Origin of the sequence: Nonomuraea sp. NPDC005501 (assembly GCF_040605905.1) — a bacterium.
Taxonomy (GTDB): Bacteria; Actinomycetota; Actinomycetes; order Streptosporangiales; family Streptosporangiaceae; genus Nonomuraea.
Genome location: NZ_JBEXDT010000151.1, coordinates 1 through 12,825, shown reverse-complemented (window position 1 = coordinate 12,825; position 12,825 = coordinate 1). Strand labels below are relative to the sequence as shown.

General features: G+C 74.9%; 10 protein-coding genes. 5 read left to right on the top strand and 5 right to left on the bottom strand.

The window, feature by feature from the left end:
• Positions 1-745, top strand: a 745-nt coding sequence (locus tag ABZS51_RS40390; RefSeq protein ID WP_355452977.1) for a CU044_5270 family protein, incomplete at its 5' end; no start/stop codon positions are given.
• A 17-nt stretch (positions 746-762) separates the two neighbouring features.
• Here the strand turns inward: ABZS51_RS40390 and ABZS51_RS40385 are convergent.
• Positions 763-1,872, bottom strand: a complete 1,110-nt coding sequence (locus tag ABZS51_RS40385) for a magnesium and cobalt transport protein CorA (RefSeq protein ID WP_355452974.1) — start codon at positions 1,870-1,872, stop codon at positions 763-765.
• A gap of 258 nt (positions 1,873-2,130) precedes the next feature.
• Between ABZS51_RS40385 and ABZS51_RS40380 the strand changes: the two genes are divergently transcribed.
• Positions 2,131-2,829: a M50 family metallopeptidase gene (locus tag ABZS51_RS40380; protein ID WP_310711236.1), complete on the top strand. Its 699-nt coding sequence runs from the start codon at positions 2,131-2,133 to the stop codon at positions 2,827-2,829.
• Between the two features lie 61 nt (positions 2,830-2,890).
• Here ABZS51_RS40380 and ABZS51_RS40375 read toward each other — a convergent pair whose 3' ends face one another.
• Both ABZS51_RS40375 and ABZS51_RS40370 read right to left on the bottom strand, forming a co-directional pair.
• Positions 2,891-3,334: a hypothetical protein gene (locus ABZS51_RS40375; RefSeq protein WP_355452971.1), complete on the bottom strand. Its 444-nt coding sequence runs from the start codon at positions 3,332-3,334 to the stop codon at positions 2,891-2,893.
• 106 nt (positions 3,335-3,440) lie between these two features.
• The gene (locus tag ABZS51_RS40370; protein WP_355452968.1) at positions 3,441-4,391 is read right to left on the bottom strand and encodes a winged helix DNA-binding domain-containing protein; all 951 of its coding nucleotides are present in this window, start codon (positions 4,389-4,391) and stop codon (positions 3,441-3,443) included.
• Positions 4,392-4,495: 104 nt separating this feature from the next.
• Here ABZS51_RS40370 and ABZS51_RS40365 point away from each other — a divergent pair, with 104 nt between their 5' ends.
• The 3 genes from ABZS51_RS40365 to ABZS51_RS40355 all read left to right on the top strand — a co-directional run bounded on the left by ABZS51_RS40365 (position 4,496) and on the right by ABZS51_RS40355 (position 10,798).
• Positions 4,496-5,695, top strand: coding sequence for a hypothetical protein (locus ABZS51_RS40365; protein WP_355452965.1), 1,200 nt, complete (start codon positions 4,496-4,498; stop codon positions 5,693-5,695).
• Positions 5,692-7,503 (top strand): hypothetical protein, encoded by a 1,812-nt coding sequence (locus ABZS51_RS40360; RefSeq protein WP_355452962.1) that lies wholly within the window; start codon positions 5,692-5,694, stop codon positions 7,501-7,503. The genes ABZS51_RS40365 and ABZS51_RS40360 overlap by 4 nt, the downstream gene beginning before the upstream one ends.
• Before the next feature lie 148 nt (positions 7,504-7,651).
• Complete coding sequence (locus ABZS51_RS40355) at positions 7,652-10,798, top strand: chromosome partitioning protein ParA (RefSeq protein WP_355452959.1); 3,147 nt, start codon at positions 7,652-7,654, stop codon at positions 10,796-10,798.
• Positions 10,799-10,841: 43 nt separating this feature from the next.
• Here ABZS51_RS40355 and ABZS51_RS40350 read toward each other — a convergent pair whose 3' ends face one another.
• Both ABZS51_RS40350 and ABZS51_RS40345 read right to left on the bottom strand, forming a co-directional pair.
• A complete protein-coding gene (locus tag ABZS51_RS40350; protein ID WP_355452956.1) occupies positions 10,842-12,125 on the bottom strand; it encodes an adenosylmethionine--8-amino-7-oxononanoate transaminase in 1,284 nt (427 codons plus the stop codon).
• Positions 12,126-12,136: 11 nt separating this feature from the next.
• On the bottom strand, positions 12,137-12,778 hold the full coding sequence (locus ABZS51_RS40345) for a citrate/2-methylcitrate synthase (RefSeq protein ID WP_355452953.1): 642 nt from the start codon (positions 12,776-12,778) through the stop codon (positions 12,137-12,139).
• Positions 12,779-12,825 lie beyond the last annotated feature (47 nt).

The window sequence follows — 12,825 nt, the reverse complement described above, 5'->3', positions numbered from 1 at the left end:
GTACAGCCGCCAGTCGGTCACCGGCGCCCCCGCGACGGCCGGACCCGCGCAGGGCACGGCGACGGCGCAGGGCGGGCCGGCGCGGGGCTCGGCAGAGGGCACCTCGACGGTCCAGGGGAGGGCGGTGCTGCTGGCGGCCGCGGCCACGGCGGCCTCGGAGCCCCCGCCGCGGGGCACGTACTGGCGCGTCTCCCGGCAGAGCGGCGCCAAGGTCACGACCCTGTGGGTGGCCCGCGACGGACGCGCCTGGATCGACGAGCACGCGGAGGGAACGGCTCCCGGCACCGGGGTGAAGCAGGTCGCCAGGCCGTTCACCATGGCGGGCCGGGCTCTGTCGCTCACGGAGATCGAGCGGCTGCCCGCCGGGACGGACGCGCTCAAGCGGCGGGTCGCGGCGATGCTGCCGCCCGGCTCCGGCGACGGTGTGCTGGCCGACGCGGTGAGCGGGCTGCTGTGGAGCAAGCCGTCGCCGCCCGCCGTACGGGCCGCCGCCTACCGGCTGCTCGCCGAGCTGCCGAGCGTCCGCTACCTGGGCCGTGCCACCGACCCCAAGGGGCGCCCGGGCGAGGCGTTCGCGTTCACGCCGGACGCCGCCACGGGGGTGCGGCGGACGCTGGTCGTCGACCCGGTCAGCTCGCAGGTGCTGTCCAGCAGCGACAGCGCGGACGGCACCGGGCGGGAGTCCCCGGCGGACCGTGACGAGGTCGTCCTGACGGCCGGCTGGACCGACGAGGGCCCGCCGTGACCGGCGCCGCCGCCCGCTTACAGCCAGTCGCGCCGTTTGAAGACGAGGTAGAGGGTCACGCAGACCACGCCCATGAGCACGATCGCGAACGGGTAGCCGAGCACCCAGTGGGTCTCCGGCATGACGTCGAAGTTCATGCCGTAGATGGTGCCGACCAGCGTGGGCGCGAACAGGATGGCCGCCCAGGCGGAGATCTTCTTGACCTCCTCGCCCTGCCGGATGCTCGACTCGGTCATCTTGGCCATCTCCGCGTTCTGCGCCTGGGTGACGAGCGTGGAGTTGATCACGAGGATGTCCTGGAGCATCTGGCGGAAGGCGGCGACCCGCTCGTTGACCGTGATGGCGTGGTCGGCCACGTCGCGCAGGTAGCTCTGGAGCTCGTCGTTGACCCCGTACTTGGCGGCCCCGGCGATGAAGCCGTCGATCATCCGCACCAGCGGCGCGGTGGCCCGCTGGAACTCGATGACCTCGCCGGACAGCTCGTACACGCGCCGCGAGACCGACGGGTCGCCGCTGAACACCTGCCCCTCGATCTCCTCCAGGTCCTTCTGCAGTCCGGCGACGACCGGCGCGTAGCCGTCGACGACGGCGTCGAGGATGGCGTACAGGACCGCCTGGGGTCCCTGGCGGAGCAGGTCGGGGTCCGACTCCATGCGCTTGCGCACGCCCTGGAGGTCGGGCGCCTCGGCGTGCCGTACGGTGATGACGAAGTTGGGGCCGACGAAGACGTGCAGCTCGCCGAACGCGACCTCCTCGACGTCGTCGAGGTAGCGGGCGGCGCGCAGCACCACGAACAGCGTGTCGCCGTAGCGGTCGGCCTTGGGCCGCTGGGAGCCGACGATGGCGTCCTCCAGCGCCAGCTCGTGCAGCTCGAACTCCTCGGCGAGCTTGACCAGCTCCCACTCCTTGGGCCGGTAGAGGCCGATCCAGGCGAGGCTGTCCGGCGTCTTGTTCAGCCGCTCGAAGGCGTCGGCCATGGAGCCGGGGTTGTCCACGCGCTGGCCGTCCTGGTAGACGGCGTTGTCGATGACGGTCGGCCGGTACGGCGGCTCGTCGGCGGCGCGCGGGTCCATCTCGTGCTCGGGCGCGTCCTGGCGGGCCGCCTCGCCGCGCCTGAAGCTCCTCATCCGTGCCACGCCGTTCCTCTTCCCGCCGGCCGATCGGGTGACCGTCTCCGACGGTCCCGGGTGGTGTCGTGCCATATATCCAGCCGATCCTTCACTTTTTTATCAGATCACGTCCGCTACGTCGTCCCGGCGAACGGCCCGTGACCAGCGCGCGAACGCGCCTCCACACGGAACCGCCGGCGCTCGTCACCTGCCCAGCCGGACGGCCGTCAAGCGGGCCGCACGCGAGCGGCCCGACCCGGATAGGGTCTTGTCTCGATGAACGAGCTCTGGGCCCACCTCATCAAGGCACAACCCGACCCCGCCCCCTGGGTCGTGCCGGCCACCGCTCTGGCGGCGCTCGCGATCGTGTCGTTCAGGACCCCCTGGCAGCTGAGCAGGGGCCTGATCACGATCGCGCACGAAGGGGGCCACGCGCTGATGGCGCTGCTCACCCGGCGCAAGCTCGAGGGCATCCGGCTGCACTCCGACACCTCGGGCGTGACGCTGACCCGAGGCCGCCCCAACGGCCCCGGCATGGTGCTGACCGCGCTCGCCGGCTACCTCGCGCCGTCGCTGCTCGGGCTGGCGGCGGCGTGGCTGACCGAGCAGGGGCGCATCACGCTGCTGATCTGGAGCGTGCTGCTCTTCCTCGTCTGCATGCTGCTGCTGATCCGCAACCTGTACGGCGCGCTGATCCTGCTGGCGACGGGCGGGGCGGTGTTCGCCCTGTCGATGTACGCGCCGAACCAGGTGCAGCAGGCCGTGGCCATGGCGGCCGTGTGGTTCCTGCTGTTCGGCGGGGTGCGGCCGATCGTCGAGTTACAGCGCAAGCGGCGGCTGCGGCAGGCCCGCGACTCCGACGCCGACCAGCTCGCCCGGCTGACGATCCTGCCGGGCGGCTTCTACGTGTTCTTCTTCCTGGTGGTGGCGTGCGCGTCGGTGGTGGCCGGCGCGTACCTGATGAATCCCCTGTGACCGGCCCGGCCGGGCCGGCTCCAGGAGCTGTCGATCCGCCTGCTCCGTGGTCCGCTCCGGCTCAGGAGCGGCCGCCTCCGCTCACTTGGACGAGGTCGTTGCCGCCGACGACGAATCGCACCTTGACGTCCGGGGAGTGGGTCGTGCCCCCGATCGCGCCGGCGACTCCGCGCACCTCCAGCGGCCCGGTGCCGCCGTTGATGACGATGTCGGCGCCGAACACCCTGATGAGGACGCCCGTGTCCTCCGGCACGTCGAGGACCAGGTCGATGCGGCTCCTCTGCAGGAAATAGCGCAGGGCGGACGACGAGGTGATGCGCAGGACATCGCCCTCGACGGTGGCCCGGGCGCCCAGCGTGGCGACATCACCGAGTGCCGTGACGTTCACCGTGTCGGTGTCGATGGCGTTGATCCTGATGTTGCCGCCCACGATCCGAATCTCGACCCGCTTGATCTGGCCGGGCCGGGTCGAGCGGAATACCTCCACCGTGCCATCGGACGACATCGTGGTCTCCTCGTGGGTCCCGGGATGCGCGCTCTGGATGCTCCCATGATGAACCACATCAGCGCACCTGTCCCGATCCGCACCCCGAACAGGCTCCAGGGCGTTCTCAGCCCAGGAAGCGGCGGACGTCGGCGATCTCCTCCGCCAGGGCCTCCGGCGGCAGGGAGCCGAAGGGTCTGACGGTCGCCTGCGCGCCCCTGCGCTCCCAGACGCCCACGGCCACGCCGCCGGCCAGCACCACGGGCCGCAGGATCCCACCGCCGGGGAACACCTCGCGGGCGTGCGCGGCCGGCACGACGGGGTCCCGGCTCCTCCAGCCCAGCAGGAACTCGTCGAAGGCGGGCACCAGCCGTACCGGGGCCGCCTCCGTCGCTGCCGATCCCGCCTCCGGGGCGCCGCTCAGACGCCACGCCGTACGGGCCTCTCCCAGGGCGAGCCCGGACCAGGCGGCCAGGTCCTCCGGCTCGGACGGCCGGTGCGCGCGGCGGTAGCGGCGCGCCAGCTCGGCCAGCGCCCGCTCCCGGTCCGGCTCGGGCCTGACCGGCGCGCCGAGCCAGTCCCCGGCGTGGACGTACGTGGGCTTGCCGCCCCGGGGCGGCGCGAGGACGGCCAGCCCGTGGAAGGCGGCCAGCGCGACCAGGTGGACGACGCCCTGCCCCCGTGCCCGGCCCGCCAGCCGCTCCTCCAGCTCCGCCTTGGTGAGCGGGCCCTGGCCGGCCAGGGCCCGCACGATCAGGGGCAGCAGGTCGTCGCCGGTGACGCCCTCCTGGCGCAGGCGGCGCAGGGTGCCGGTGTCGCGCCGGGTGAGGGCGTGCAGCCACGGCAGGTCCTCGGTGTGGACGAAGTGCAGGGTGCCGCGCGGCCCCCAGGTCCGCACGATCTCGCCCGCCCGCCAGGCCGCCTCGACGTCCGCGACGCGGAGGGCGGCCGACCGGGCGCGGAAGGCCAGGTACGCGGAGGTGACGTCCTGGGCCTGCACGGCCGGCAGCCGCCGCACCACGTCACCGGCCCCCAGGCCCGGCGGCCGGTGCAGCAGCTGCGCCTCGGCACTCCTCACGCCCGCGCACATGACGTCACGGCCCGCTCCTTTCGCGCACGGCCGAGGCACGTCCGCCCCGTGGCGGTCCGAGAATGTCGGCCGGAAGCCTTACCTTAGAGCGCGTGCCCGATCAGCCCCTGACCCTCGACGCCGCCCTCTCCGACGAGGCGGTCCTGTCGACCTACCGCCGCATGTTCGCGGCCCTGGCCCGTGACAGCGGGGCCGTGGTGGACGACCCGGCCCTGGTCGACATCGCGGAGACGTTGTTCGCCGCGTTCGCCGAGGCGGGCGAGGAGTGGCTGACGCACGAGCAGATGCGCTTCGCCTGCCGGGCCTATCCGGGTGACCAGTTCGACAACCGGCTGCGGGTGCTCAAGGGGCTCGGGGCCATCCGCGAGGTGTTCCCCAAGCCCAACCAGCTTCGCTACCGGGCGTCGTTCACCAGCGTGGTGGGGCTGATGTTCATCAGGCGGATGATGGACGACGGCGGTCAGTCCGAGATGCACCGGCTGCTCGCCCTCGAGGACCTCAACGTCGCCGACCCGCGCACCACCATGGACGAGGCGCGGCAGAGCGCGGCCAACCTCGCCCGCGCGTTCCGGCTGTGGGCGCTGGAGCTGATCACTCTCACCACCGGCACGATCGAGGAGCTGCGCGAGCAGGCGCCCAAGCTGTGGGGCACCGAGGAGATCGCCCGCCGCGCCCAGAGCCTGCACGGCACGATCCTGACCCGCTGGCCGGAGCTCGACCGGGTCTGCACCGACCTGCGGGCCGCGATCTACGCCTACAGCGACGCCTCACGCCGGGCGGCCGGCCGCCTGGCCGACTCGGCGGGCACGACCCGCAACCTGACGCTGCTGCCGACGGAGGCGTGGCGGACGTTCACGCAGACGGCCTCGAAGGAGCGGCTGGCGGCGGTGCTCGACGGGTTCGTGTTCGACGCGCCGGCGCCGTGGCACGACCCGGCGGCGATCGCGCGGGCCGTGGACGAGGCCCCGCGCCCCGCCCCGGCGCAGCCCACTCCCCCGCGCTCGGCCCTGCCGGACCCGGGGCCGCAGGACTCGCTCGACTCCTCGCCCGGGGCCGCCGTGGAGCGCCTGACGGCGCTGGCGGAGTCGCTGCTCGGCCCGTCGTCCCAGGTGGCGCTGGCCGACGTGCTCGGCGCCGACTGGCCGTCCGCCCGCCGCCTGCTCGCCGACCTGACCACGATCGACCTGCGGCCGGAGCTGCCATACCGGCTGACCTGGTCGGACGACCTCACGATCGACCCGGACCACGAACCGGCCTGGCTCTCGCACGGCTGCCTGGAGCGCACCTCATGACGCGAGTTCCGAGGCGCGCGCCGTCCGACGGCGCCGCCGCCCATCTGCTGGCCCGCGCCGGCGGCCCTCTCCCGCTCGGCCCGGGGGCGGCCGCGCCGCCGGGCATGCTCCGGCTGACCCGGCCGGACTCCACCGGCCAGGCGCTGCCGGTGTGGCCGGACGGCGTCACCCCGGCGCTGCTGGAGGAGCATCAGGTGGCGCCGGTGGCGGTGGAGCGCTCCGGCGAGACCCGCCGTGTCCTGGCGGCCTGCCTCAAGTGCTGCTGGACCGACCACTCCGTCGACCCGTGGCCCGGCGATCCCGCGCCGGTGGAGCTGGTGCTGGCCACCTACCGCGCGCTGATCGGGCGCACGGACGACCTCATGCGCAACTGGGCGGTGGGCGCGCTGCGCCGGCTGCACGACTCGGCGTGGGTGGTCATGGCCGACGGGCTGGTCACCCTGGGCCCGAGGTGCGCGCTGTGGCCGGTGTCGTCGCTGGCGCAGCTCAAGGAGCTCGTACGACGGATCCCGGAGCCGGAGCGGCAGGAGCTGACGGTGGTCGCGGACGCCGACATCGTCGCCGCGGCCCGCGCGACGCCGGCCTCCGCGACGCCGGACCCCGCGACACCGGCCCCCACGACGGGCCCGGGTCCGAGCGCGCACGCCGAGACCGGCGGCGTGGCGGCGGGTGGCGCGGCCGAGGGCGGGCGGCCCGGAGCACAGGCCGCATCCCCTGCGGCGGAGGCGGCGGCGTCCTCGGCGGTGGAGGCGACCGCATCCCCTGCGTCGGAGACGGCTGTGCCCTCGGCCGCTGGGGCACGGATCGTGTCGTCGGGTGTCGGGGGGCGGGTCGAGGGCGGGGAGGCGGAGTTCGACGACCTCCTCGGCGCCTACGACGAGCGGCGGCGCGCCGAGCTGGTGGCCGCGTTCATGGTGGTGGAGTACGCGGCCGAACCCGTGCAGGAGGCGCGGTTCGCCGCCCTGCGCGACCCGGCGCTGCGGCACACGCTCGGCGAGATGCTCGCCCGGCGCGGCCGCACTCTCATCCAGCACCGCGAGCGCTGGATCTCCGGTTACGCCGACGAGACCGCCGCCCGGGCCTTCCGGGATCCCCGCGACCCTGGCGCATCCCCCTCTCTCGACGGCTCCGCCGCGGCCCGAAGCGTCGCCCACCGTGGCGACCCGGCCGAGGAGACCCCCGACGCGCGGCCGGACACCGCCGCGCAGCCCGAGACCGACGCACAACCCGGGACCGACGCACTGCCCGAGACCGACGCACTGCCTGAGACCGACGCACTGCCCGAGACCGACGCACAGCCCGGGGCCGCCGCGGACGACGAGGGCTCGGCCGGGGCGTCACCCGTCGGTGGCGGCCCGGACGGGAACGCGTCGGGCGACGGCGCGGCCGGGGCCGGCCCGGTCGCTCCGTCGGGCAGGAGCCGGGGCCCGCGGGACCCGGTGCGGCTGGGTGAGGCGGAGCGGGCGGTGCTGACGTTGGTGCTCGTGCACTCCGTGGCGATCCCCCGGGCGGAGGGGGTGCTGCCGGAGGACACGTGGCTCTCTCCCCATGCCACACCCGTCGAGGAGCTGCGGCGTCACACCCAGGTGCCGATCGGTGAGCTGGAGGGGGCGCTGCGGGTGCTGCGGCACGCCGGGCTGGTCGCCCAGGTGAAGGCGGGCGAGGAGGCGGGCGGGTACGTGCCCGGGTCGCAGTTCCACCGGCTCACCCCGGCGGCGCGGCGGCGGTTGCAGGAGGAGCTGATCCTGGCGGCCGGGCCGCACACACCGCTGGCGACGGCCGTACGTGCTCGAAGATCCGCCGGGTAGGGCCGCCCGGCCGTGAGTGGGCCGGTGGTAGGCGGGACCCCCCGGTCCTGAGGGGGCGGGTGGAGAGGTGTGGGGCTGTCCGGCGGCGGGCCGGGGCAGTGCATGGCGTGACGGCGTAGGAAGGGTGGCGGGAGTTCGAGTGTCGCAGATGGAGAACGTGGTCGGGGACCGGGTGCTGATCGCCGTGCAGGCGGTCAACATCTCACGGCTCTCGACCCATCCGGTGCCGACCGTCCCGGGCACGCTCATCGTCGTCGCCGGCGCGGGGCCCAAGGACTCCAACGGGGCGGGCAAGTCGTCGTTCATCGCGTCGATCACAGCGTTGCTGGGCGACGAGCAGTGGCGGTTCGCCTCGGGCGCCAAGGCGGTGTCGGAGCTGCTGTTCAACGCGGAGCTGGCCAGCGGGGCGGGCGGACGGCAGTGGGCGAGCGCCGACCACGGCTACATCGTGGGGGTGTTCGGCCCACCGGAGGTGCGTGCGGGTGATTTCTCCCGCGTCCTGCCGCCTGGGGCCGGTGGGGGCGACGGTGGCGAGGACACCGGCGGCGACGGTGGCGGCGGGAGCGCCGGCCTCAGCGGCGGTGGCGAAGGAGACGGCCTCAGTGGCGGGGGCGGAGGCGGCGGCCGCTCCAGCGGCGAGGGCGCCGGCGAAGACGGTGGCGGGGCGCTGGAGAGCGGGGAGTTGTTCGCCGTGCCCGACACCTCCAGCGGGGCCACGACCGTGTGGCTCCGCGTGAACCAGGAGGCGCCGCACCTGGAGATCCGCTGGCGTGACGGCGTCCACCTGGCGTCCGCGGCCTCCGAGGCCGAGCGGGTGGCCAGGGCCGACGAGATCTGGGCGTCCCTGCCCCGGTCCGCTGGGCGGCGTGACGTGGTGGCGCGTGACCTGACCAAGGTCCTGTACGGGGACCGGGTCCGCTGCGTGTCGTTCCTGTCGACGTCCGTGCGCAGCAAGGTGGCCACCAACCTGCTCTCCCAGCCGCTCAACGAGATCTCCCCGGAGCGGGTGTTCGAGGCGATCGCGGCGCTGACCGGGCTGGACGCCGAGCTGGAGCAGGAGCGCGAGGCACGCCGTGACGAGCACGCCAAGCGCGTGCGGGCCGCGCAGGCCGCCGAGCGGCTGGCGGAGTTCGAGGCGGAGTCGAAGGCGCTGCTGACCACGTTCGACCGCCGCGACCAGGCCCGGGTACGCCTGGCGGAGGCGCTGCGGTGCTGGCGCGGCAGGCAGGCGCGCAAGCTGGCCGACGCGGCGACCAAGGACGAGGCGCTGGCCGCGGAGCTCGAACGCCATCGCGCGGCCGGTGCGGCGGCGGCCGAGGCGATCGCCCTGGTGAAGGCCGAGATCGCCACCCTGAAGGACGACACGCTGGACCGGGGTGCCACCGAGGCGCGCAGGGAGCTGGCGGCGCTCCAGGCGCGGGCCGCGAAGCTGGAGGCCGACCGGGCCGTGGCGGAGAACTCCGCCGACGAGCTGCGCGGCCGGATCCCGGAGCTGGAGGAGGCGCGCCGGTTCGCCGACGGCCGTGACGTGCCGGCGGCGGAGCGGGAGCTGCGGGATGCGCGGCTGCGCCTGAACGAGACGCTGAAGGCGCTCGGCGTCGCCGACCGGGAGGTGGCCTCCGCGCAGGCGGCCCTGGACGACGCCGAGGGCGGCCCCGCCGCCGTGCAGCTCAACGCGCTGGCCGCGGCCGGCCTGCACGCCACCGGCCTGCTGGACGCCCTGGACGTGGCCGAGCAGGCCCGCGACGAGTCCCGCGGCCCGGGGCTGGACCTGGGCGGGTTGCGCGGGTGGCCGCACGAGCACGCGGTGATCGTCGACGCCGGGCGGCTGGAGGAGGCGGCTCAGGCGCTGCGCGACCTGCCCGGCTCGGTGCTGGTGAGCGCCGCCGGGGTCAGCGTCGTCGGGGCGTTCGACGGGGTGGCGACCGGGCGCGAGGCGCGCATCAAGGCCGCCGAGCAGCGCCTGAACCGGGCCCGCGACACGCAGGAGACCGCGGCTCAGGTCGTGCACGACGAGGAGGAGGCCGTCGCGGAGGCGCAGCGGCGGCTCGACGGCGCGAAGGCCGGGCTGCGGCTCGCCGAGGTGGAGACGCGGCTGGCCGAGCGGCGGGCCCGGCTGGCCGAGCTGGCCGGCGCGCTGGAGGAGGTCGTCCCGGCGGTGGCCGAGGCGGAGCGGCAGGCGGCCGGGCTCGACTTCCGGGCCCGTACGCGGGACATGGAGATCGAGCGCCTGGAGGGCCGGCGGCAGCGGCACGAGGCCGAGCGCGCCCAGGCGCGGGAGCAGGAGACCCGCGTCGGCGGCGAGCGGGAGGCGCTGAAGCTGGCCGCGATGGCCGCCGACTGGGGCGGCACGGTGGAGACGGCGCGCGAGTGGCTGCGGGCGCTGCCCGAGGAGGAGCGGCCGCGCGCCGCCGAGGAGTGGTGGCGGATCGCCGAGCGGCACTTCGACCAGGCGTTGCGCGACACGTTCCCGGAGGAGGACGCGGAGATCCCCGAGGAGCTGCGATTCCTGCTGTCGGAGCGCGGCGGCAGCACGGCGCGCGAGCAGGCGACGTTCGCGGCGGTGTGCGGGGCGCTGGCGTCGTACCTGCGCGGTCAGGAGGAGTACGAGAAGCACCAGCGGCGGCAGATCGAGGCCCAGGTCGTGTCGAGGCAGCGCGACCTGGCGGCGGCCGACAAGGGCGCGGAGGAGGCCGCCCAGTCCACGGCGGTCCACCGGGCGGCGCTCAGCGCGGCGATCAAGGCGCGGCTCACCCGGGTGGCGGAGGAGTTCGAGAAGCTCGACACCTCGTACGGCGGCTACGGCGCGACGCTGGAGTTCCCGGTGCCGCCGGCGCCCGCCGACCCGGAGCAGCGCTGGCAGTGGCGGGTGACACCGAAGTGGCGGCGGGGCGAGGGCCAGGGGTTCGTGCCGTACAACCGGCGGGCCAACACGGCGCTCATGGACGAGAAGGCGGTCAAGCTGGTGTGCGCGGCGGCGATCGCGTCGTCCGGCGGCGGCCACCTGTGCCTGGTGCTGGACGAGCTGGGCCGCAACCTGGGCAAGGAGCACCGGCGGGAGGCGGTGGCGCTGTTCCGGCGGATCGGCGAGACGTACGGGATCACGGTGATCGGGGCGCTGCAGGACGACATGGAGCCCTACGCGATCGACGCCTGCGGCCAGTACGTCAAGCTGCGGCGCTCGTCGGACGCCATGCCGTACAACGAGCCGCCGGTGATCGTGGGGCACGACCAGCACGCCGAGCGGGTGCGGGCGCTGGCGGCGTACGTGGCCAGAACGCCCGCCCCGGTGTGACCCTCCGCTGCTCGCCACAGGCGGGCCCTGGCGCGTGCCGGGGTCAGGCGGCGCGGGCCGCCGCCAGGACCGCCGTGGCGATGCGGGCCAGATCGTCGTCGGAGGTGACGTACGGCGGCATCGTGTAGACGAGGTCGCGGAACGGCCGCAGCCACACGCCGTGCCGCACGGCCTCGCGGGTGGCCGCCGCCACGTCCACCGGGTGGTCGAGCTGCACCACGCCGATGGCGCCGAGCACGCGCACGTCGGCCACTCCGGGCAGCCCGGCGGCCGGGGCCAGTCCTTCGCGCAGGCCGCGCTCCACGCGCCGCACCTGGCCCCGCCAGTCGCCGCCGAGCAGCAGCGACAGCGACGCGTTCGCCGCGGCGGCGGCCAGCGGGTTGCCCATGAACGTGGGCCCGTGCGCCAGCACCGGCACCTCCCCCCGCGAGATGCCGTCCGCCACCCGCTCGGTGCACAGGGTCGCCGCCATGCTCAGGTACCCGCCGGTCAGCGCCTTGCCGAGGCACATGACGTCCGGCGACACCCCGGCGTGATCGGCGGCGAACAGCTCGCCGGTGCGTCCGAACCCGGTCGCGATCTCGTCGAAGACGAGCAGGACGTCGTGCGCGCGCGTCAGCTCCCGCAGGTCCCGCAGGTAGGCGGGCGGGTGGAAGCGCATGCCGCCCGCGTTCTGCGCGACGGGCTCGACGATCACGGCCGCGATCTCGTCCGCGTGCCGGCCGAGCACCTGCGCGAGATGGTCGGTGTACGCGGGGTCGTAGGAGGTGGGCGGCGCGTCGGCGAACACCTGGCTCGGCAGGCTGCCGCCCCACAGCCCGTGCATCCCGCCCTCCGGGTCGCACACCGACATGGGGTGCCAGGTGTCGCCGTGGTAGCCGCCCCGCCACGTCATCAGCCGCCGCTTGCCGGGCCTGCCCGCGGAGCGCCAGTACTGCAGGCACATCTTGATGGCCACCTCCACCGACACCGACCCCGAGTCCGACAGGAACACGTGGCGCAGCGGCTCCGGCGTGATCTCCACCAGGGTGGCGGCGAGGCGGACGGCCGGCTCGTGGGTGAGGCCGCCGAACATGACGTGCGCCATCCGGCCGAGCTGGTCGCGGATCGCGGCGTCGATCACCGGATGGGCGTAGCCGTGGATGGCCGCCCACCACGACGACATGCCGTCGACCAGCTCGCGCACCCCGCCGACCGGCTCGGCCAGGCGCAGCCGCACGCCCGACGCCGACTCGACGAGCAGCGGCGGGACCGTGCCGGGCATGGCGGCGTACGGGTGCCAGACGTGCTGACGGTCGAGCTCCAGCAGCTCGCTCGGGCCGGGCATGGGCGCTCCTGTCAGGTGGTGGCCGGGTGGTCGGGGGCGCGTTCGGGGGGCGGGCCGGTGTACGAGGCGCGCAGGCGCAGCAGGGAGCCCCTCTCGTACTCCTCCATGGCGTGCGCCAGCCAGCCGGCCGTCCTGGCCACCGCGAAGATCGCCTCTCCGGCGCCCGGCACCATCCCGGCGACGGCGGTGAGGGCGGCCAGGGCGAAGTCGACGTTCCGCTCGGGGAGGCGGCGCCTGCGGACCTCGTCGAGCACGGCCTGCGTGGCGGCGAGCCGCTCGTGGCCGGGCGCGGCCTCCCGGACGAGGGTGAGCAGGAGGTCGCCGCGGGCGTCGCCGTTCTTGTAGACGCTGTGGCCGAAGCCCGGTATGCGCTCGCCGCGCCGTACCCGGTCGGCGATCACGCGCGCCGCCCGCTCCGGTTCGGTCACCTCGGCGAGCAGGCGTTCGGCGCCGTACGAGGCGCCGCCGTGCAGCGGGCCGCCGAGCACGCCGAGGCCGGTGAGCACCACGGCGTACGGGTCGGCGCGGGCGGAGGCGGCGACCCGGGCGGCGAGCGTGGAGGCGGCCAGCTCGTGGTCGGCGAGGAGGACGAGCGCGGCGTCCAGGGCCGTCGTCCTGATGTCCGGGGCGCCGGTGCCGGCCTCATCTGCCACCTACCAGATCTGGCACTGGAACATCGCCGGCCACGCCTACCACCTGG

Coding starts and splice junctions, on each gene's coding strand:
- ABZS51_RS40385 (WP_355452974.1), bottom strand. CDS start 1,872: ATGAGGAGCTTCAGGCGCGGCGAGGCGGCCCGCCAGGACGCGCCCGAG.
- ABZS51_RS40380 (WP_310711236.1), top strand. CDS start 2,131: ATGAACGAGCTCTGGGCCCACCTCATCAAGGCACAACCCGACCCCGCC.
- ABZS51_RS40375 (WP_355452971.1), bottom strand. CDS start 3,334: ATGTCGTCCGATGGCACGGTGGAGGTATTCCGCTCGACCCGGCCCGGC.
- ABZS51_RS40360 (WP_355452962.1), top strand. CDS start 5,692: ATGACGCGAGTTCCGAGGCGCGCGCCGTCCGACGGCGCCGCCGCCCAT.
- ABZS51_RS40355 (WP_355452959.1), top strand. CDS start 7,652: ATGGAGAACGTGGTCGGGGACCGGGTGCTGATCGCCGTGCAGGCGGTC.
- ABZS51_RS40350 (WP_355452956.1), bottom strand. CDS start 12,125: ATGCCCGGCCCGAGCGAGCTGCTGGAGCTCGACCGTCAGCACGTCTGG.